This is a genomic window from Cronbergia sp. UHCC 0137 (assembly GCF_034932285.1).
GTDB lineage: Bacteria > Cyanobacteriota > Cyanobacteriia > Cyanobacteriales > Nostocaceae > Cronbergia.
Map to the genome: position 1 here is coordinate 123,812 of NZ_JAYGHC010000005.1, position 20,406 is coordinate 144,217.

Below are 20,406 nucleotides of genomic sequence, written 5' to 3' on the forward strand. Positions count from 1 at the left end.
TCGTTCACTATTCCCTGTTCCCCGTTCCCTGTTATAAGAATATAGCGATCGCTATCCCTAACCACAATAAAAAAGCATATCTAGTTAATTGCAAAGCCTGATTGATGGCCGTTGGTGTAATACCATAAATAGCATCTCCTAATAATGGTTTATTTTTAGCCACTCCACCATACCAATTTGTTCCGCCCATCTGCACACCCAACACAGCAGCATAAGCGCACTCACTCCACCCAGAATTAGGACTAGGATCTTGAATAGCATCTCGCTGACAAATGCGCCAAACATCCCAGGGTTTAGCAGATAATAACCCCAAAGTCATCACCGTTAATCGACAAGGAAACCAAGTTAAACAATCTTCTAACCGCGCACTGAACCAACCCAAATAAGTATAAGGTGCTTCTTTATAACCCACCATTGAATCTAAAGTGCTACTAGCTTTATAGGCCAAAGCCAAAGGAACAGCACCCACTACAGGTATAAATCCGCCGACAATAGCATAAAACAGAGGAGCCATCACCCCATCAGTAGCATTTTCTGTCACCGTTTCTAAAACTGCCCGCAAAATTTCTGCCTCTGACAGATTTTCTGTATCTCTACCTACATAATTACTTAAAATCTGTCTTGCTTCCTCCAACTTTCCCATCTCTAAAGGTTGGATAACATCTACAGCCGCAGACCGTAAACTTCGCAGGGCAAAACAACTAGCTAATAGAATACTCTGGACAGCCACTCCTAACCAGGGATGTACCCATTTAGCACTTTCAATAATTAACCACCCTACCAATCCACTACCAACTATCAAAATCAACCCTAAGATAATTCCAGCTAGACGTTGTGCCAGAGGAGTATGACAATATTGCCCAAAAAATTTACTCAAACCAGAAATTACCCACCCCATCACCCTGACTGGATGAGGCCAACCCCAGGGATCACCAATTAAGTAATCGAAAGTGGCAGCCAAAATGAAAACAACCGCCGTCATAATTTATTTTTCTTCCTTTCTGTGATTGCTAAATTTGAGCAGAAATTTAATTAAATATTAGTCCTCCATTTCTAGTATGCTAATTAAACCCAGTTTTAATGATCAAGGACTAAACAACAAAACTAGCTTCTTCACCAAGAGATGCTTGCCAACTACGAGCATCATAATAAAGGTCTGCCAGGGTAATACTGTACAAAGCTTCTTTGACTTTTTGATTGAGTCGTTGCCAAAGAGTAAACGTTACCCAATCTTCCGCTTGTGTAGCTGTTGGGTTGTCAAGGGGTAAGTGAGTCAAATTTTCACCAACCGCTTCTAAAATTTGGCCAATGGAGATGTGAGCGGGTTCTTTGGCTAATTGGTAGCCACCGACGCTGCCACGAATTGAATTTACCAGCCCAGCACGACGCATTTCTATGAGCAGCTTTTCTAGATAGGGAGCAGGAATATCTTGACGTTTAGCGATCGCTCTCACGGATTCGGGTCCATATCCAGGACATAAACTCAAATCTAGCAAAGCCTTTACACTATAGTGTCCTTTAGTCGTGAGTTTCATTTATCAGTTATTTTGCCAATGGACAAGGACTGAAAATCAGTTTTTCTTATCATTCTCCCTTTCCATTATCGCCCTTAGCGACTAGATCACCTTTTTCGTGAATTTAAACAGCCTAAACCAACATAGTTTAGCAGTAATTCACAAACCATCCACAATATTACTCATATTTAATTTCTGGAAAAGAACCTACACGTCTACCTGTCTTCTTTCCTATTGCCTGGCTCAACGAGTAAGTTCATGAATCCAACCTGATTTCTATAGTAGTTATCAGCATAGCCCCAAAAAAAATTTTTAAAATATCTTGATAAAATTAGTAATATTTCCATAATTTTGTCTATCAATGTAATATACTTGGCTAGGCTGGGATAAAAACTAAAGGATCATGTTCCTATTAGCTCAAAGTCAGCTAAAATAAAATCCATTCAACCACTTCAAACAATCATTTTCGACCTAAGTTGATGCCTAAACAGAAAAAAATTGAACCCCTAGTTGATATTGAACCCCTAGTTGGTGAAGAACTTCTCATAAAAGTCAAAGAGCTAGAAACCTTAAGCAAGGAAGAAAAAGCCAAAGAGTGTGGCTACTACACCATTACCAAAAATGGTATAGAGCGCGTCAATATGATGAAGTTCTTAAATGCCCTAATTGATGCTGAAGGTATTGAGTTGGACGGTTCGTCTAGCGCCAATGGTCGTGGGGGACGCAGTGCCAGCTATAGAATTAGTGTACAATCAAATGGCAACCTATTGATAGGTGCAGCTTATACAAAGCAAATGAATCTCAAGCCAGGAGATGAATTTCTGATTACTTTAGGGAAAAAACACATCCGACTACGCCAAGTAGATCCAGAAGATCAAGAAATTGATGAAACTCTAGAAGCTACAGCCTAATAAATAACTAGGCAACAGGAAATTAGATATAGCAGGTGAAAGGTGAAAGTCTGAATCTATGGCTATAGTTTGGCTGACGAGGCAAAAGTCATACACCACCCTATACCATCAGTTGATATCCTAAACACCTTAGCGATCGCTATATCATTTCCTCCTATCTTGCTGAAAATTCTTTTAACTTTTGTCTAACTACCAACTTACGACAAATAAACACAGCTAATGGGCAAGCGATCGCTATTTGGACGCGCAAAATAGCTTAAATCAGCAAGACCTAAGTAAGCTAGGCATTGCCCAGCCTACAATAGTATCATATTTTGGTCAAGTAATCCGCAAAAGCCGGAGATAATGCGATCAATCGAACGTCCTTACTCCCCTAAACAGAAGGATAGGAGAAGGGTTTATCGAATAGACATCTCTGGTAAAGATTGTAGAGACGTTCCATGGAACGTCTCTACAGAAGTTTTAGTCCACGCAGATTTAATTTTCACCAGATGTCTAATCACTAGACCGAGATTTTAAGAAGCTAAAGCAACTTCTACCATTTGCTGTAGTTCACCTTTTTGATATAACTCAATTAGGATGTCAGAACCACCGACAAATTCACCATTAATATAAACTTGGGGAATTGTCGGCCAGTTGGAATATTCTTTGATTCCCTGACGAATATCTTGGTCAGAGAGAACATCAACTGTTTCAAAAGGAACTCCTAATGTATTGAGAATTTGCACAACATTATTAGAAAAACCACATTGAGGCATTAACTTGTTTCCCTTCATGAAAACCATAATTTTGTTTTCTTGTAACAGGGTATCAATTTTTGTTTGAATTTCTGGAGTCATGCTATTTGTTTCCTATGTTGCTTTGGAGAATGGGATGTGAGCAGTATAAAATAAAACTTTATCCTGACTCATAATGTTATGAAACGGCTGTAGTTTGCCAAGCTTCCGGGGTATATGTTTTGAGGGCTAAGGCATGAATCGCTTCTGTAGACATAGCTTGTTGCAAGGCACCATAAACTAACTGGTGTTGTTGTACCAGCCCTTTACCTGCAAACTGCGATGAAACTACTGTTACTTGATAGTGGTCTCCACCACCAGTCAAATCTTGCACCTGCACCTGTGCGTCTGGCAGTTCGGCCTTGATCATTAGCTCAACCTGCTGGGGAGTAATCATCGCAATTCCTAGAAAAAACTTACTTTTATATTATAGGATTATAGGCAATAGGCGATAGGGAGTAGGGAATAGGGCAGGGAGCAGGGGGTAGAGTGTTAATTTTGACAGATAAGCCAAGGATTTCCTCTAGTGTGTTAATTCTGAATCTCTTATCCCATAAGGCTTCTGATAGTCTTCCACAACGATAACTCGAAAGCCACATACAGCCCATGTTTGACATAATAGTAATATATCAAAATTAACACGTAGTATCTTTCACAGGTGCGCTAACTCACTGCTAACGCACCCAAATACAAAAACCCTATTTACCTAAAACTTGTTTTAAAGCCTCAACCAACTTATCAACACTTTCAGGACGACTATTAAAACCCATCAAACCGACACGCCAAACCTTACCGGCTAATTCCCCCAAACCACCACCAACCTCAATATTATGATCAAGTAATAACTGCTTGGCAACGGCTTTTCCATCTACCCCTTGAGGAATGCAAACAGTAGTTAACGTTGGTAGTCGGTATTCCTTCTCCACGTGCATTTTTAAACCGATGCTTTCCAAACTTTCCCAAAGATACTCTACATTCTTTTGATGACGTTGCCAACAATTTTCTAAACCTTCTTCTGCTACTAAACGCAAGGCTTCCCGTAAACCATAATATAAATTAATTGGCGCAGTATGATGATATGTCCGTTCAACACCCCAATATTTCCCCAACAACAACATATCTAAATACCAGTTTGCTACCTTAGTTTCACGTTTTTGCAACTTTTCCATCGCCCGGGAACTCATGGTAAAAGGTGACGCACCAGGAGAACAACCTAACCCTTTTTGACTACAACTATAAGCTAAATCGACACCCCATTCATCTAAAAAGATGGGAACACCTCCTAAACTTGTCACCGTATCTACTAATAATAAAGTTCCATGTTTGCGACACAATTCACCTACACCTTCCAATGGTTGACGTGCGCCGGTGGAGGTTTCCCCATGAACTAAAGCTAAAATCGCCGGTTTATGGGTTTCTACTGCTGTACTGATTTCATCTAAATTGAAAACTTGTCCCCAAGGTTTGGTCATGGTTCGCACATCTGCGCCATATCTTCCCGCCATATCTACTAAACGATTACCGAAATAACCAGCTACACCAATTAATACCACATTTCCCCGTTCCACCGTATTAGCTAAAGTGGCTTCCATAGCGGCTGTACCCGTGCCACTGACGGCGATAGTGTGGGGGTTTTCCGTTTGCCAAATGTAACGTAACAGGGCTTGAATGTCATCCATCAGGGCTAAAAAGGCGGGATCTAGATGCCCTACGGGGGAGGTATTCATCGCCTGTAATACGGCAGGATGGGCGTTAGAGGGACCAGGGCCTAGTAATAAACGGTTGGGAACTTCTAAGGGTTGGAGTTGTAGGCGTTGAGCATTGTTAATGGAAAATGTAGATATCATAAAATTATTTTAGGATAGACTTTAAGGGCATGATATAGCGATCGCGCGATCGCCCGCCAGAGGAATAACTTTAGCAATGGTATGATTGTCTATCATTGGGAAGAAAAAACAATATCTCCAAAGGATTAAACATAATTATGATATTTGCAGGTAAAAGACCAAATAATTTAGGTGTGCAAGATGGCAAATTAGCACCCTGTCCTCCTAGTCCTAATTGTGTCTGTTCTCAAAGTTCAGATCAACTGCACACAATAGCACCATTGAGTTTTACATCTACCCCAGAACAGGTATTAGCCAAGCTGAAAAGTATTATTCAATCTTTACCAGGAACTAAAATAATTACAGAAACCGATGATTATTTATATGCAGAATTTAAAACTGCTTTGATGGGATTTGTCGATGATGTAGAATTTTATTTAGACCGTAATACTAAAATCATTCATGTCCGTTCTGCTTCCCGCTTAGGCTATGGCGACTTAGGAGTAAATCGCCAACGCATAGAGACAATTCGGGCTAAATTTAATTAACTAAAGCAGGACGTAAATATCCGTTTTTTCTGGCATATTCTTTTTTAAGAATGTCTTGATAAACGGCTTCGTAGCCATCTGTCATTTTCTGGACACTAAAATGATTTTCGACATGATCACGACAAGCATAACGATTTAATTCGCCTACTTTGTCAATTTTCTCAATACATTCTTGAACGGTATCACATAAAAAGCCTGTCTTCCCATCAGCAATTATTTCCTGGGTTGAACCCAACCTTATGGCAATTACTGGTGTACCAGCAGCCATTGATTCTACCATCACTAACCCAAAAGGTTCTCGCCAAGTGATAGGAAATAAAGTCGCTACTGCACCTCCCATAATGACATTTTTTTGAGCATGATTAGCTTCACCTAAATACTCAATTTGTTTCCCATCAATTAGGGGTTCAATTTCTGTTTCAAAATATTCTACATCCACCCTATCTACTTTACCTGCTATTTTCAATCGCCACCCAGTTTTTTTGGCAATCTCAATTGCTAAATGTACTCCTTTTTCTGGAGATAATCTGCCTAAAAATGCTAAATAAGGTGGGTCTGTTGGTTGAGGATAAAACTCATAACTACTAACATCAATACCGTTGTAAACTGTCGCTACATAATTTAGTTCTAAACGGGGTTCTCTTTGACCATTGGAAATAGTAATGTATGGTTGTTTTTTGGCATACTTAAATATTTTCTCGTTGTCTGGGGTAAAAATACCATGCAAAGTATGAACTGTAGGAGTTTTGACAAGATTCGTATAGACTAAGGATGTGTGTCCTATATGGGAGTGAATAATATCAAATTCTTCTGCTCGTTCATAGACTGAAGCTATTTGTAGAAGTTCATAAATGCTGGTATCTTTTACATGAGTATCGAGTCTTAAAGCACGGGGATGAACAGATATTAATTTTGCTAAAGTGAGAGAATCACCTGATGCAAATAATGTCACTTCATGTCCACGTTTAACTAATTCATCGGTTAGCAATGCCACTACTAATTCTATTCCACCATAGGCTGGAGGCGGTACTCTCTCCCAAAGTGGAGCAATTTGGGCAACTTTCATGATTGACCTTCCAAACGAATATTTCTGATTTAAAACCCTATTTAGTGGTGTTTTTTTGATCTTTTAAGTTTTTTAGTGACAATTCACTAGGTATTAAAAAAATGCTGAAAACACCAACTAGATATAAGATTACCTCTAAATCTATCTTATGCGTTAATTTAGATATTTTTTGTCTATCTTAATAGGTAATTCACTCTCTCCCAAAAGGTAAAATATAGTAAGCAACAGGGGACAGAGAACAGGGTTGAAAATATTTTATTATTTGTAAGGCTTAATTATTAAATTCTGTGGGTAGGGGTTTAGCTAAGTAGTCGGACAAAATTAAATTCATTCGTTGAGAGAGGGAACAGGGAACAAAAAAATCAGTTGTGTAATCAATACTGTCTCATTACTTATACTCAAATCCTACAAATCTAGATTTTTCGTAATTTTGTAAAAGTCCATGTCCCAACCAGTTTTAAATAAAATAGACTTGGTAATTTATGATACAGAAACTATTTTTGATCATAATTTAAGAACTAATTTTAGCGATCGCTCTCCTTATCCAGGCATAATAAATTAATACTTGTATATTAAGATAGAGAGCGATTCTTACGGAGCGCTTGGGCTATCTCACTTCCCTAGAATCGCCAAACCATAAAATAGATATTTTTGCAACAGTAGCAATATGTAAAACTTATACTTATTAAGGTTCGCGGATGACAAAAAAATTTCTATAAAACCTATTATGCTAGAACTTCCCGTGTAAATACGAGTTTTTCATGATATATCTGAAAGGATACTTTAAAAAAATGAAAATAAACAATTATTTACTATAAAATCAATCCAAAATCCCAAATCCAAAATCGAATGCTTAACTATATCCGCGATCCTAACGAAATATACCGCAATTCCTTTGCTATTATCCGCTCAGAAGCGAACCTAGACATTCTCCCACCTGATGTAGCGAAAGTTGCTGTTCGTCTCATTCACGCCTGTGGTATGACGGATATTGTTACAGACTTGGCATATTCACCAACGGCTGTAGAGTCGGCTAGAAAAGCTTTAGCAGGTGGCGCACCAATTTTGTGTGATTGTCGAATGGTTGTTGAAGGGATAACAAGACAGAGATTACCAGCAAATAATCAGGTGATCTGTACATTAGGTGATTTAGAAGTGCCACGAATTGCTAAACGCTTAGGAACTACTAGGTCAGCAGCAGCATTAGAATTATGGCGATTGCATATCGCGGGGGCGGTGGTGGTCGTTGGTAACGCGCCTACAGCCTTATTCCGGTTATTGGAAATGCTAGATGAAGGGGTGGCTCGTCCGTCAGTAATTTTAGGGTTTCCGGTGGGGTTTGTGGGTGCAGCCGAATCAAAAGCAGCATTGGCCGCAGATAGTCGCAATGTCCCATTTTTAACTTTACATGGCAGAAGGGGCGGGAGTGCGATCGCCTCTGCTGCAATTAACGCCTTAGCAACAGAGGAAGAATAATGATTGAAAATGGAGGTCGTCTGTATGGAATAGGTGTAGGACCTGGAGATCCAGAACTATTAACTTTAAAAGCCTTGCGAATATTACGTTCTGCCCCAGTTCTTGCCTATCAATCAGCCACAGACCGGGAAAGTATCGCCAGAAAAATTGTGTCGCAATATTTACCTGGAAATCAAATTGAAGTACCCTACCATCTCCCCCGTGCTTTAGAACCAGAAAAAGCCAAATCCATTTACGACCAAGAGGTTGAACCCATTGCTGTCCATCTAGCAGCCGGTCGGGATGTGGTTGTTTTGTGTGAAGGTGATCCGTTTTTTTACGGTTCTTTTATGTACCTTTACACTCGCTTGTCTGAACAGTATCAAACGGAAGTTGTGCCTGGAATTTCTTCTCTGATGGCCTGTCCTGTTTCCTTGGGCGTACCTTTTACTTATTACAACGATATTCTCACGGTTCTACCGGCGACACTACCCACAGAAATGTTAACTTCTCATCTATTATCAACGGATGCAGCCGCAATTATGAAATTGGGTCGTCACTTTACAAAGGTTCGGGATATCCTGCATCAATTGGGCATGGCATCACGGGCAAAGTATATTGAACGGGCAACAACGACAGAACAACGAATAATCCCCCTAGATGAAGTGAACCCGGAGGAAGTTCCCTATTTTTCGATGATTGTGATTCCAACTAAACAAAAATTATGATCTAAACGAACCACAGAGGCACAGAGGACACAGAGGAATAAGGATTGAAACTACTAAAAACCTATCACTTGACCAGATTCAAGAGTATTCTTCTCTTCTTCTAATCCTGACTCCTGACTCCTGACTCCTAGCCCTAACCAAAAAAATTTTTCAGCAAGTCCTATTTAAAAATGTCTAATATAAAAACAAGAATTGCTCCTGCTGTAGTGGTATTAAGCCAAAATAGTGTGGCAGTGGGGCGGCAAATCATCAATGTCTTACCAAATTCCAAATTATATGGTTTAGCAAATCGTACTTCAGATGTTGATATCAATTTCACGAATTTCGGTGAAACATTGCGGGAGTTGTTCGCTTCAGGAACACCAATTATTGGTATCTGTGCTGCGGGGATTTTAATTAGAACTTTGGCACCATTATTAACTGATAAAGGTCAAGAACCACCAGTATTAGCTGTGGCTGAAGATGGTAGTGCTGTAGTGCCGTTGTTGGGTGGATTGAGTGGAGTGAATGATTTAGCGCGTCTGATTGGGGAAGCGTTAGAGGTGAAAGCAGCGATTACAACTACAGGGGATTTACGTTTTCAGACTGCTTTATTGTCTCCTCCTCCTGGATATCATTTAGCTAATCCAGAAGATGGAAAAAAATTTATTGCTGATTTGTTAGCAGGGGCAAAAGTTAAGTTAGAAGGAATAGCACCTTGGTTAAGTGAAAGTCAATTACCAATAGATTCCCAAGGAGAATTAACTATCCAGGTGACAGAAAAGATGGTGATTCCTCAACCTAACTGTTTAGTTTATCATCCTGCCGCGATCGCGATCGCACTCACCACAACAGAACCGGAAACCCTGACTTTAATCCATCAACTACTAGGGGAGGCTAAACTTGCACCCACCTCAGTCGCCGGCATTTTTGCCCCTCTGTGCCTAGCTGCTAACCCAACAATTCACGCTGTAGCCAAGGCTTTAGGAGTACCTGCCCGATTTTTTGCTCAAAAAGATTATAACTCAGCCACAGCGATCGCCCTAGCTGCCACAGGTACCAATGGGACAATTTTAGCTTCTCTAGAGAACTCGGTGGCCGCTATTTCTCCCCAAATCATCAACCCCAACAAAATCGGTCAACCACAAGGTAAATTAGCCATTATTGGTACTGGTCCCGGTGCATCACAATGGATGTCTCCCCAAGTCAAGGATATTCTTAACTCTGCCACAGATTTAGTAGGTTATAAAACTTACATCAATTTAATTGGTTCTTTAGCTGATGGTAAACGCCGTCATGAGTCTGACAACCGAGAAGAAGAAGCGCGGGCAATAATGGCCTTAGACTTGGCAGCAGAAGGGCGATATGTGGCTGTAGTTTCTTCCGGTGATCCTGGGATTTATGCCATGGCCACAGCCGTATTTGAAGTTATAGACCGCTACAACAAACCAGAATGGCAGCATATTGATATTTTAGTCGCTCCTGGCATTTCTGCTATGCAAGCCGCCGCCGCCGCCATTGGCGCACCTTTGGGGCATGATTTTTGTGCAATTTCTCTCTCTGACATTTTAAAACCCTGGGAAATTATCACCCAGCGTATCGCTGCTGCGGCTGAAGCTGATTTTGTCATTGCCTTTTATAATCCTGTTTCTAAAGACCGCATTTGGCAACTTGCAGAAGCGAAAAGCATTTTACTCAAGTACAGAAAGCCAGATACTCCGGTAGTTTTGGGGCGAAATCTTGGTAGACCAGGACAAGCGGTTAAGGTGATAACTCTTGGAGAGTTGGAAGCAACAGATGCCGATATGCGAACTATTATTCTGGTTGGTTCTTCACAGACTCGCAAAATTGAGTTTAGTTATGGGAAGGAATGGGTTTATACACCGCGTCGTTATTTGGATAATAGGGATAAATAAAGCCCAAGAATAGATATTTATTCCTTGGGCTGTTATACCTGACCACCTTTATATTTTTAATTGATATTTTCAGGAAATCTCGGAACAGAAAAGACTTAATTATCGGAATTGTGTCTGTAATTTTTTTTCTGTCTCACGCAGAGGCGCAGAGGCAAGCCAGTGCGTTGGGCGGGTTCCCCGACTTGTAGCAACTGGCGCGCAGAGAGGAATTAAGAGGTTATATTATTCAGATAATTATGTCTAGTAAATTAATTAGAAAACCTTGATTTTTTGATTCTAATCATTAACAATAAAAGCATCATGTTCCACACATGATTGTAGCCAATAAAAGTGACAGAAGCCCTTATTAATGTCCGTTTTGTGCGGACATTTTATTTATTTTTTGAGAAGAAATGGAAAAACGAACCACAGAGGACACAGAGGACACGGAGAAGGAGTTTGGGAGAGTTTTTTCATAAGTTATATAATTTTAAATTGCCTAAAATTGTTGGAATTGCTGTATGATAATCTGTTTTATTATCTAGGAGATAAACAGACATAACTATCGTATTTATGTCCAATTACTTGCTCTTTGAAGTGATATGCTAACAGACACTCAATCACGATCACGGATTTAATGGATTACACCGATGACACGGATTTCAAGGTTATCCAATCACCAATCACCAATCACCAATCACCAATTACCCATTACCCATTCCTTGCCATATTGTCAATCCTGATATATGATCTCTTGAAGTGTAAAGGTTAATCGTATATCCTAAACAGTCAAGTGTGTTTCAAAAATAAATCCATGAACAAATTTATACTAACCTTACTTTCTTCTCCGGTGTTGATTAGTTCTATTCTGACTATGGGTGTTATGTTGAATCAAGCCCAAGCGGCTGAACCAGTAGCGAAAAAGAGTGATCAGCTATCCTGTATTCGTAATAAGCATATAGTTGGTTTAGTGTGTGCAAGGGCTTCTGTACTGGCTCAAATTCCTGCTTATCAAGCTGAACTAGAACCTGCTGCTTCCCCAGAAGATGCCCCTATTTTAGAGTTTAATGTAGAAGAAGGCGATACAGCGATCGCTCTTTTTGGTTGTGATTGTCCCGCTTGTATTAATTCTTTGCGTCAAATGCGTGGTGTAGCACCGTTGGTTTACTAAGCATCGAATATGGGGACAGGAAGTTAGTTATTGTCCCTAGTCCCCACAAAATCAGCAACTACCAGCCCAAGTTATCCATTGATGAGATAACCCCAGATGCAAAACTTCACCAGTTATCTCTAATTCAGTGATGATTGCTTCTGTTAAATTAGCATGATTAATTTCAGCCTCATTGATGTTGCTACTAATCAAAATGGCTTGCTGGAAATTAGCACCACTGAAATCAGCACCACTCATTTCTGCTTGACTCAGGTTCGCACCCAATAGATTAGCCTGAACTAAATTCGCTCCTCGCAAATCTGCACGACTCAAGTTAGCTTCTTTAAAGTTGACTCTAGTTAAATCAGCACCAATTAAATTCACTTCACTCAAGTTTGCAGATTGTAAATTAGCTCCACTTAGGTCAGCATTAGTTAAATTAGCGCGACTTAAATTACATCCCTTCAAGTTAGCATCACTGAAATCAGCACCACTCAAATCGGCTTCAGCTAAATTGATTCCCGTTAAGCTAGCCTCTCTAAAAGTAGCTTGATGCAAATTAGCTCCCTGAAAATTCCTCTCTCCTGCTACATATAAAGTCAGGAGTTTTTTAGCATCCATGATTCACCTCGTTATGTCTATCGGTGATCTATACATCACTCTAGCCACACCACAGAAATGTTAGCTAAACCTCATAGTTCTATTGTGCTTGAGATTTTGGGATTTTTAAATTTATTTAATGGAAATATATTAAACTTATTGCTATTTTGCTATTCATCCAAAATTAATACATTGTGGAATTGGCTATAATCAACATACCGATGTCCATCTGGTGTATGGTGCATAATATCCACAAATCTATGATTCCATAATATTTCATGAGCAGGGTAACTATGACGGGCATGGACAACTTGGGAAACGGTTTCATCAATGCCACTGAGAGAAACTATTAATAAAGAGTGAGTTTTGAAGAGTAGTTCTGGTGTGATTTGATATAAAGGGCTAAATTCATCAATAGCGTGCATTACTGTCCAGGATAGAGAAAAATTTGGTGTCTGCTTTCTCAAAAGTTGAAGATCGTAAATTCGACGTAATGCTTGACCTTCTGCGGTTATTTCATCCCGCATTAAATACACTCGCATCTGTGCCTCTAAAATCATGTTCCGACGCTGGTTTGCAGTGCGAAACATCAAGGTTGGAACTCCATCGTGTAGTGTAATTACAGCAACTTTACTAAAAATTACACGGGCTGTTGGTCGAGAAAACCGTGCAAATGCTAGTCCTGTCATTAAAGCAATTCCCATTACACCAATCATCGCTTCAATGGTAACTATGATATTGGCATAAGTTGTTTTGGGATACATGGCACCATAACCAATAGATGCCAATGTTTGCACACTGAAGAAAAAAGCATCTAAAAATGATCCTGGTTGGGCATTTGCTATACAATCTCCACCCAAAATGTAGGCTAGGGCAAACACCGTATTAATAGCTATATAAAAAACACAAATCAGGATTAAGAACCCAGTCCAAGGAATTGTTAACAGCAAATGGTAAGGATCACGCAAATAAGAATGCCATGTACCCATACCCATAATTTCAAACCGTCCATTACGGATTTTAATATGAGTTCGTGGAATCATAGAAGTTTTGTGTCGTTTAAATTTCATTGAATTTACTCATATTTATAGAAGTCGGAAATCTGGGGGATTTACTATTCGGAATTATCTAAATTATATTCAATCATAAACTGCTCAACATTTTCGGGAAATTCACCATTTTCAACTTTTTTAGTAAACACTTGGTAACAATCTTTTTTATCACCCTCCTTACGAGGAAACCCCAACCACAGAATAATAATTATTTTTTGTTCTTTAAAGACTCTAAAAAACAATCTATATCTTTCTGGAAGTCCCATTTTTTTGAGACGACCATACTTTTGCAAAGGCTTCTGTAAAATGAAATATGACGCAAAAGGGTCTTGGGGAATTTTTTCTTTTATTCCAATATTTAACGCTTTTAATAATTTCGCATCTGGATGTTTTATAAATTCGTCTTTGGGTAATTCATCTTTTAATTTTTTGACCTTTTCACGCAATTCTATCCATTGGGTGTTAAATAATGGGTAAAAAAATATTTGCCAACCATTACAAGTAAATGCAACCATTAATTAAAAATTAAGAATACAGCAGATTGCAGATCAATGAGGTAAAGAATAAATACTTATCGGTTAAGAGTTTTTGTAGGTTGGGTTAAGCGACAGCGCAACCCAACAAAAGCCCGTAAATGTTGGGTTTCCTAACGTCAACCCAACCTACCTGATTTAATGTTTTTAGCTTAACCGACAAGTATTGGGTACAGAATTTAAATTGAACCCTATACAGAAAGCCAGTTTTTCTCCTGACTCCTGACTTCTGCTTTATTTATCTTTATTCTGACTTTAATCTAAGATTACGTCAGCTAGTAAATCATCTATTTCTTCGCTCATTTCTTGAGTGTACATAACTAATTGTTCGCTATTTTGAATAGCATCTTTCATCAGAAAATCTAAAAACAAACTTAACATCACACCTTCATCTTCATCATTGTTATTAATATCCGCGTCTAATTTTACTAACAATGTGTTATCTGACAATACCTGTATATACCCTGAAGCATTTGCTAAATGAGGATAATCTTTAAAAAAAGAACGAGGAAGACGAAACCCATCTTGATTACCTATTTTTGCAGGATTGATAGGATAAATTTTATCAGCCATAGGATTTTTCGGTTATGATTTTGATAAATTTGGCGCACAAAACTTGTACTAAGCGTAGCCAAACTATAGTCACTCCACAGCAGGTTATACTAGATTTTGGTCTGGGGATAAATTTATTATAACTTATGTTATAACTTTACAGTAGTTTTTATATAACCCAAGTTGCTAGTTCAAGATTTACGCTATTCTCATCATTGCGAGGCTTCCGTAACAATCTCAAACTCCGATATTTCCTATCCCTTGTGTAAGTCCTGAATACAAGAAGCTATATATTCAGAAAGTTTAACAGGAACAGCATTACCAATCATTTGCTCTAAATCAGATTTACTACCCTGAAATTGAAATGTTTTTGGAAAAGTTTGAAGATAGCTGCGTTCAATAGTCGTTAGAGGACGTAAATTATGATTAATATCACAAGCATCTCCTTGATGTTTTTTGTACGTTTTCGGTATGGGACGATTTACACCCCGGACTGTAGGACTAGGTTCATATATGCTAAAAATAGCTCTTCTTTGATAACTTCTGGGATGCCTGTAATAATACTCAAGACCTAATTCATTACCCAGATACTCAAAAATAGTCATGGGTTTTTTTGAAAGATTTTTATTTAATAAACATTCTAAAGAGTTATCTTTTCCGTTAAGTTCACCAATTAAAAAATAACGCTTTCTTGCTTGGGGTACTCCACAATAACTTGCATTCAAAATGCTGGAAGTCAGTCCATATCCACTTGTTTTGAATATGCTTAAAACTTTATGTAAAACTTTGCTTTTGATAATTCTGTCAACATTTTCCATAACAAACCAATTAGGCTTAACATAGGAAATGATATTTGCAAATGAAAGTGTCAAATCTGCTCTACCAAGATTTTCATCTCTTTTACCTGCGCTAGAAAAATCTTGACATGGTGGACCACCTATGATTATTTCTGGATTCAGTTTAGCAATAAATTCATAAATTTCTTCTTTCGATAAATCTTGATTGAAGATCGGATGCTTAAAATTAGCTCGATAAACATCTATTGCTGGTATCCAATTATCAAAAGCTGCTACTATATCAAAACCAGCGTTTTCAAATCCCAGCGATAACCCTCCACAACCAGCAAACAAATCTACCGTTTTCATATAAAATCCACACAAAATATCAATCAAATAAATCAGGAGTGTTATATATGATAGCATCAAAACGTCTCTCTGGACTCAATAGATTTTGTCCTCCACCAATAATGATTTCTTTAATGTCAGTTTTTTTTGATTCTAGGCTGTCTCAATATTTCTGATTTCATATATATATGTGTAATTCTTCCACTTACGGCAAACGCTTTATCATTTTTTGTATTATATGAAAGAGTGTCTATTATTCTTGCATGATTAAAAGAACTATTAATACTAAAATCATAAATCATTTTGAAAAGCCAAATAATCGTTCTAGTATGTCTCCCAATAGCTCTAATTCCACCATATAGTTCAATTTCAGCTTTAGCTAAATCTATAAATAGCCTAGTAAAAGCTAGATTGCTCCATACAAAAATGTCTAAACAATTCTCTGAAAGCTTTGGTGATTTGCCTTGAGTCTTCCATATAGGCTGCATGAGCAGAGGTTTTTGATTGTCTAAAATTGAGAGCGAAATTGAATCTATAATATTAATTATGTTGGGAATATATGGTATTATTTGTTGTGCTTCTGACCAATCTAAAATATCTTCAAAAGTCCCATTTATTAGATTTTTGAGTATGTCTAAATTATTTTTAAATATTTCTACAAAACTACAGGCAAGATAAACAATTGTATCTGGACTAATAACTATTTCGCAACCATATAAATCTTCAGATAATTTACAAGTTGTATTATCAGGTAAGGCTGTTAATTTAATCTCAATAGCTTGTAAACAAGTTCCTGTATCTCTTGATTGGGTAACTAAATCAACACCAGGAAGATTACCAATTAGGTATTGCTGATATGGTGTAAATTGAGTTTCAAAAGCATAAAATAAGTTGTCTGAGATTGGATTAATTCCATATAGTTCTGTTGTACTTATGCTGGAATGCTTTATTTCTAAATTTGAGTCTAATATAAGATATATATTCTCAAGATTGCAGCTATATAAGTAAGAACAGAGAGAAGCTGGAAACGATGAATTGAAGCAGTTTTTTCCCCAGTATTCCTTTTGAGTAAAGTCTCGATTTGAATGCTTTAATCCAAATAGTCCAGGCTGTTGTAACACAAAATCACCACCTACAAACGACTCAATTATTCATGATAACTTACTTTATACCCTACTGCGTAGATTTTGGAGTTTCTAAAAGTAACGATCGCCCTATTTCTTGACTAACTAATTGACTACCTTGTAAATTAAGATGGATATGGTCATGGTACAAGGTTTCTGGGTTAGTTGTGGCTTGAAATATGGGTAAAAAATCTACATAATTAATCCCCTTTATTCTAGTAAAATCGCTGAGACGTTGACGAGCGACAATTTCATAATCACGAGAACCGGGTTGATCAAGTTCTCTCAATAAGGGGGTCATAACTAAAAGAAACTTACTATTTTTTTCCTGAGATATGTTGTAAATTTTATCAATAGCTGTTAAAATAGTACCGACGCGATCGCCCTTTTCTTCCGGTAATCCAGGTATTGCCTTTTGTTTAAAAATATAACGCTGACATACTTCAAATATCGCTAGAAGTGGTTTATGATCTGGATAGTTGCGATCGCGTCCCACCGGTAAAGAAGTAGGTGCAGTTCCAAACAGATCATCGGTATTAATTAACAACACCACCACACCAGCGTTAAAAGTGCCAAATTTTTCCAAATAGGCTAATTGATTTCTGGGACTCCAGGAATTAGCAGAAGCATTCAATACTTCCACCTCCTGAAAACTATTCATAATTAAACTGGGTATGGTATTTGCCTGATCAGTCCACCAACCACCATTAGCAATAGAATCACCTAAAACTAACACTCGCAAACTGGTAGGTACTTCCTGAAAAGCTCCACTTCGCATAGAATATTGATTAATTTCAATGCGATTTCCAAAACGCCGCGTACCTTGATTTGGTGCTAATAAATAGCCAATTTGCTGATCTGGAATATATATTAAAGGATTACCGAAACCAAAGAGCGATCGCAATCCCAACTCCATCACTATTAATAATCCCATAATTAGCACTGAAATTAAGATTAGCTCACGCAAAGGCGCAGAGGCGCAAAGGAAGAAAAAAGTTTTACTCTTCTCCATCTCTGCGTCCTAATTCGTAAATACCCGTACCCATACAGGCAAGTATACCCGTACTAATTCCCCAACTATTACCTAAACTAATATCCAAAACCCAGTTACATAAAGCACCGAATAGAAAAAAAGGAATAATGCTAAATAATGAGGCGTAAAAGGCGTTTTGTGCTTCTCTGGCTTTGCGTGTCTTTTCAAATTCTGACTGACTGGTATAAAGGGATTGCTCTGCGAAGTTGAACCAGCGATTTAGTTGCTCTGTCACCCAGTCCCGAAACCGTGACAAACCCAAGTATAGAGCCAAAGACCATAAACTTGCACCAGCGATCGCGATCGTGTTCAATTCCAGAGAAAATGGTAAAATATCAGTCAGCATTGCTTATTTGTTTTCTATATTACTTGACATTACAACATCTTCCCAGTAAGATAGCAGAATTTTGAACGCTTAAATATTACTAAATATTACATAAAAATGAATCAGCAACGCAAAAAAGTCGCTTTTTTTGGTATAATAATATCAATAATTGGTTTAATCTCTATTTTACCACAAATTGTCACCGCCAGACAAGTTAAGCCTAAGCAAGTCGCCAGGGTTAATAGTTGGTCAGCAGCAGTTTTCCCGATAGAAATATTTCAAGCCTATACATCACCCTTTGGTTATCGGCGTTCTGCGACTGGTGGGAATAACTTAGAATTTCACTCCGGCTTGGATATCGCTGCTCCCCAAGGTAGTTATATTCGTAACTGGTGGGTAGGTGTGGTGACTAAAGTGAGTGACAAAACTGCTTGCGGAACTCATATTGTGATCAAATCAGGAAACTGGGAACACACCTATTGTCATCTGGAAGGAAAGGTGGAAACCGCCCATGGACGACGTTATATGATTGATCGTGCTGGGGGAATTATTGTTTGGGAAGGTCAGGTTCTCCCGACAGGGATTAGAATGGGTAGGGTAGGGATGACCGGACGCACCACTGGACCCCATCTCCATTGGGGGTTAAAATATAATAACAAGTATATTGACCCGGCTTTGGTGATTCGAGAAATGTTCGCTCAACAGCAAATAGCCAGAAAAGCTGTTAATTATCGACAGTCTCAAGTCATTATTCAAGAATCAAAAACTATTCGTCATTCTGGCTATTGATTCTTTCTGCTATTCTTAATTTAGCAGATCGCGATCGCCCATTTTCCGCAATTTCTTCTTCCTCAGCAATAATTGGCTTTTTTGTCAATACCCGCAACAAAGGTAAATTTCTTAACCCATGTTTCACCAATCGGTCTTCTAGACTATGAAAGCTGATAATGGCGATTTTACCACCGGGAACAAGGGCGTTAGGAGCTTTTTCAATTAAGGTTTCCAATACCTTCAATTCATCATTAACCACAATTCGCAAAGCTTGAAATACACGGGTGGCTGGGTGGATTCTCCCATGTCGGTATTTGGGCGGGACAGAATAGGCGATCGCTTCGGCTAATTCTGTGGTAGTATAAAAGGGTCTTTTTTCGACAATTCTCCGAGCAATGCGGCGAGAAAGTCTTTCTTCCCCATATTTAAAAAAGATATTTGCTAATTCTTGTTCATCCCACTCATTAATTACTTCTCCCGCAGTTAGGGATTCTTGGCGATTCATTCGCATATCTAAATTAGCTGTGTGACGAAAACTAAAACCCCTTTCTGCTTGATCTAAATGGTAGGAACTCACTCCCAAATCGGCTAAAATACCATCGTAGGTGTTAGGGGTAAATTCGTAACTAGCAAAGTTTTGGTGAATAAATTTTACTCTATTTCCATATTCAGCTAAATTCTGACGCGCCGCAGTTAAAGCATCTTCGTCTTGGTCAAGTGCTGTTACCCACACATCCGCAGCAGCTTCTAGAATCAAACGGCTGTGGCCTCCACCACCTACCGTCAAATCTAAATAATGTCCACCAGGACGCACGGTTAAACCGTCAATTACCTGGCGACTTAGTACGGGAATGTGGGAAAATTCAATTGGGTCTAATTCCAATTCTATCACTGTTTGTTAAAAGTGTCAAGGATTTTTCTAAACTCTCAATCATCATATCATAATTAGGCGTTAAAGACATTGTGGCGTTGCTGATTAAGAGTATGATTTTGTTTCACGCAGAGGCGCAGAGTCGCAGAGAGTAAGAGTTTGAAATCATTGATTTTTCAACGCCCACATTGTTTTCTACCTTTGCGTGAGAATAAATTCATAACTGGAGACTAAAAACATGGAAGAGTTATTGAAGTTAAAAGAATTGCTAGTTTGCGGAGATGTTCCTGCGGCTTTGGTATTGCAGCAATTGAAGCTTTTGAAGGACGTTATGAGGTGACGGAATTGGCAGGGATGGTTGAACGGGACTCTATTATAGCAGAGGCGATGAGTTTAATTCAACAGGAAAGTGAAGATTTGTAACTTTATCTGGAAGCATAAGGATTTAATGAACCGCATTCGCTCCCGTAGGGAAAGGAAGAAGGACGTTTTTATCCTAAAATTTTTTGACTCTTGTAATTAATTCCGTATGTAAGTTAAGATACATCATAATTGTCCATTCAAATCTTTTTT

24 protein-coding genes are annotated in these 20,406 nt (G+C 38.5%); 8 read left to right on the forward strand and 16 right to left on the reverse strand.

Features of this window, described 5'->3' with window-relative positions; all coding sequences use genetic code 11:
- Positions 1–31: 31 nt before the first annotated feature.
- Positions 32–982, reverse strand: coding sequence for an adenosylcobinamide-phosphate synthase CbiB (gene cbiB / locus VB711_RS03785; protein WP_323284374.1), 951 nt, complete (start codon positions 980–982; stop codon positions 32–34).
- 109 nt (positions 983–1,091) lie between these two features.
- Positions 1,092–1,535 (reverse strand): Rrf2 family transcriptional regulator, encoded by a 444-nt coding sequence (locus VB711_RS03790; RefSeq protein ID WP_323284375.1) that lies wholly within the window; start codon positions 1,533–1,535, stop codon positions 1,092–1,094.
- Between the two features lie 458 nt (positions 1,536–1,993).
- Here VB711_RS03790 and VB711_RS03795 point away from each other — a divergent pair, with 458 nt between their 5' ends.
- Positions 1,994–2,425 (forward strand): AbrB family transcriptional regulator, encoded by a 432-nt coding sequence (locus tag VB711_RS03795; RefSeq protein ID WP_323284376.1) that lies wholly within the window; start codon positions 1,994–1,996, stop codon positions 2,423–2,425.
- A 515-nt stretch (positions 2,426–2,940) separates the two neighbouring features.
- Here the strand turns inward: VB711_RS03795 and grxD are convergent.
- The 3 genes from grxD to VB711_RS03810 form a co-directional block, all read right to left on the reverse strand.
- On the reverse strand, positions 2,941–3,264 hold the full coding sequence (gene grxD / locus VB711_RS03800; protein WP_323284379.1) for a Grx4 family monothiol glutaredoxin: 324 nt from the start codon (positions 3,262–3,264) through the stop codon (positions 2,941–2,943).
- Positions 3,265–3,340: 76 nt separating this feature from the next.
- A complete protein-coding gene (locus VB711_RS03805) occupies positions 3,341–3,598 on the reverse strand; it encodes a BolA family transcriptional regulator (RefSeq protein WP_323284380.1) in 258 nt (85 codons plus the stop codon).
- 301 nt (positions 3,599–3,899) lie between these two features.
- Positions 3,900–5,048 carry an alanine--glyoxylate aminotransferase family protein gene (locus VB711_RS03810; protein ID WP_323284382.1) on the reverse strand — a complete coding sequence of 383 codons (1,149 nt, stop codon included), beginning with the start codon at positions 5,046–5,048 and terminating at the stop codon, positions 3,900–3,902.
- Positions 5,049–5,185: 137 nt separating this feature from the next.
- Between VB711_RS03810 and VB711_RS03815 the strand changes: the two genes are divergently transcribed.
- Positions 5,186–5,575 carry a DUF1499 domain-containing protein gene (locus VB711_RS03815; RefSeq protein WP_323284383.1) on the forward strand — a complete coding sequence of 130 codons (390 nt, stop codon included), beginning with the start codon at positions 5,186–5,188 and terminating at the stop codon, positions 5,573–5,575.
- Here VB711_RS03815 and VB711_RS03820 read toward each other — a convergent pair.
- A complete protein-coding gene (locus tag VB711_RS03820) occupies positions 5,568–6,641 on the reverse strand; it encodes a glycosyltransferase family 4 protein (protein WP_323284384.1) in 1,074 nt (357 codons plus the stop codon). The two genes, VB711_RS03815 and VB711_RS03820, sit on opposite strands and share 8 nt — an antisense overlap.
- A gap of 849 nt (positions 6,642–7,490) precedes the next feature.
- Between VB711_RS03820 and VB711_RS03825 the strand changes: the two genes are divergently transcribed.
- The 4 genes from VB711_RS03825 (at position 7,491) to VB711_RS03840 (ending at position 11,869) form a co-directional block, all read left to right on the forward strand.
- Entirely contained in the window at positions 7,491–8,117 is a 627-nt protein-coding gene (locus VB711_RS03825; RefSeq protein ID WP_323284385.1) for a precorrin-8X methylmutase, read from the forward strand.
- A complete protein-coding gene (locus tag VB711_RS03830; protein WP_416233553.1) occupies positions 8,117–8,824 on the forward strand; it encodes a precorrin-2 C(20)-methyltransferase in 708 nt (235 codons plus the stop codon). The genes VB711_RS03825 and VB711_RS03830 overlap by 1 nt, the downstream gene beginning before the upstream one ends.
- 170 nt (positions 8,825–8,994) lie before the next feature.
- Positions 8,995–10,719 (forward strand): precorrin-3B C(17)-methyltransferase, encoded by a 1,725-nt coding sequence (gene cobJ, locus VB711_RS03835; RefSeq protein WP_323284386.1) that lies wholly within the window; start codon positions 8,995–8,997, stop codon positions 10,717–10,719.
- A gap of 793 nt (positions 10,720–11,512) precedes the next feature.
- The gene (locus VB711_RS03840; protein ID WP_323284387.1) at positions 11,513–11,869 is read left to right on the forward strand and encodes a hypothetical protein; all 357 of its coding nucleotides are present in this window, start codon (positions 11,513–11,515) and stop codon (positions 11,867–11,869) included.
- Between the two features lie 51 nt (positions 11,870–11,920).
- On the opposite strand, the gene VB711_RS03845 is transcribed toward VB711_RS03840, so the two are convergent.
- From VB711_RS03845 to VB711_RS03885, 9 genes are all read right to left on the reverse strand, one after another.
- Complete coding sequence (locus VB711_RS03845; protein ID WP_323284388.1) at positions 11,921–12,469, reverse strand: pentapeptide repeat-containing protein; 549 nt, start codon at positions 12,467–12,469, stop codon at positions 11,921–11,923.
- 149 nt (positions 12,470–12,618) lie between these two features.
- A complete protein-coding gene (locus VB711_RS03850) occupies positions 12,619–13,518 on the reverse strand; it encodes an ion channel (RefSeq protein ID WP_416233554.1) in 900 nt (299 codons plus the stop codon).
- Between the two features lie 44 nt (positions 13,519–13,562).
- Entirely contained in the window at positions 13,563–14,015 is a 453-nt protein-coding gene (locus tag VB711_RS03855) for a type II toxin-antitoxin system YhaV family toxin (protein WP_323284390.1), read from the reverse strand.
- Between the two features lie 273 nt (positions 14,016–14,288).
- A complete protein-coding gene (locus tag VB711_RS03860) occupies positions 14,289–14,606 on the reverse strand; it encodes a hypothetical protein (RefSeq protein ID WP_323284391.1) in 318 nt (105 codons plus the stop codon).
- A 233-nt stretch (positions 14,607–14,839) separates the two neighbouring features.
- Positions 14,840–15,730, reverse strand: coding sequence for a DNA cytosine methyltransferase (locus tag VB711_RS03865; protein WP_323284392.1), 891 nt, complete (start codon positions 15,728–15,730; stop codon positions 14,840–14,842).
- Between the two features lie 19 nt (positions 15,731–15,749).
- Positions 15,750–15,809, reverse strand: coding sequence for a HindVP family restriction endonuclease (locus tag VB711_RS03870; RefSeq protein ID WP_323284433.1), 60 nt, complete (start codon positions 15,807–15,809; stop codon positions 15,750–15,752).
- A 37-nt stretch (positions 15,810–15,846) separates the two neighbouring features.
- The gene (locus VB711_RS03875) at positions 15,847–16,830 is read right to left on the reverse strand and encodes a HindVP family restriction endonuclease (RefSeq protein WP_323284393.1); all 984 of its coding nucleotides are present in this window, start codon (positions 16,828–16,830) and stop codon (positions 15,847–15,849) included.
- A 52-nt stretch (positions 16,831–16,882) separates the two neighbouring features.
- Positions 16,883–17,767: an SGNH/GDSL hydrolase family protein gene (locus VB711_RS03880; protein ID WP_323284394.1), complete on the reverse strand. Its 885-nt coding sequence runs from the start codon at positions 17,765–17,767 to the stop codon at positions 16,883–16,885.
- 64 nt (positions 17,768–17,831) lie between these two features.
- Positions 17,832–18,212 carry a hypothetical protein gene (locus tag VB711_RS03885; protein WP_323284395.1) on the reverse strand — a complete coding sequence of 127 codons (381 nt, stop codon included), beginning with the start codon at positions 18,210–18,212 and terminating at the stop codon, positions 17,832–17,834.
- 96 nt (positions 18,213–18,308) lie between these two features.
- Between VB711_RS03885 and VB711_RS03890 the strand changes: the two genes are divergently transcribed.
- On the forward strand, positions 18,309–18,980 hold the full coding sequence (locus tag VB711_RS03890) for a M23 family metallopeptidase (RefSeq protein ID WP_323284396.1): 672 nt from the start codon (positions 18,309–18,311) through the stop codon (positions 18,978–18,980).
- Here the strand turns inward: VB711_RS03890 and rsmH are convergent.
- Positions 18,958–19,845: a 16S rRNA (cytosine(1402)-N(4))-methyltransferase RsmH gene (rsmH, locus tag VB711_RS03895; protein WP_416233555.1), complete on the reverse strand. Its 888-nt coding sequence runs from the start codon at positions 19,843–19,845 to the stop codon at positions 18,958–18,960. The genes VB711_RS03890 and rsmH overlap by 23 nt on opposite strands.
- A 261-nt stretch (positions 19,846–20,106) precedes the next feature.
- Here rsmH and VB711_RS03900 point away from each other — a divergent pair, with 261 nt between their 5' ends.
- Positions 20,107–20,256 (forward strand): hypothetical protein, encoded by a 150-nt coding sequence (locus VB711_RS03900; RefSeq protein WP_323284397.1) that lies wholly within the window; start codon positions 20,107–20,109, stop codon positions 20,254–20,256.
- Positions 20,257–20,406: the final 150 nt, after the last annotated feature.